Below are 466 nucleotides of genomic sequence, written 5' to 3' on the forward strand. Positions count from 1 at the left end.
CCCCCAAGGCTGTGGCGGTGGTGCCGCAACCGGACCCCGATGCTGTGGTGCAGAGTGCGGTGGCGGAACCCAGTCCAGTGTTCGATGAGGAGTACCATGGCCCGGATCAAGGATCGCTGGAATCGGTGACCGCCCTGTTCGCCCGTGGCTACATCGAGTCGGCCATGCGTGAGACCATGCTGGCGGCGGTACACAGCGATTACCCCTTGCTCGGCATGCGGGATGTGCGCCTGACCGATCCTGTCGCCAAATTCCTCACCTCGGCCCAGGCCCGTACCACGGCCCACGACTACCTCTATGCCGGGGTGCAGCGCCGCCTGGGCCGCCCCCTGAGTCCGGCCCAGTGGGAGCAGATCTGGCAAGGGTATCCCCAGCAGGGGCGCGTCTCCGACTGGGTCAAGCAGACCAAGCGGGTACTGGCAGGGCGCTGAGTCGCCAGCCCATCATGCTTCACAAGAGGCCACCC

1 protein-coding gene is annotated in these 466 nt (G+C 66.5%); it reads left to right on the plus strand.

What is annotated here, in order from left to right:
- Nucleotides 1-431, plus strand: a 431-nt coding sequence (locus BN1127_RS12220) for a hypothetical protein (RefSeq protein WP_042649642.1), incomplete at its 5' end; no start/stop codon positions are given.
- Nucleotides 432-466: the final 35 nt, after the last annotated feature.

This window comes from Aeromonas media, from assembly GCF_000819985.1.
Classification (GTDB): domain Bacteria; phylum Pseudomonadota; class Gammaproteobacteria; order Enterobacterales; family Aeromonadaceae; genus Aeromonas; species Aeromonas media.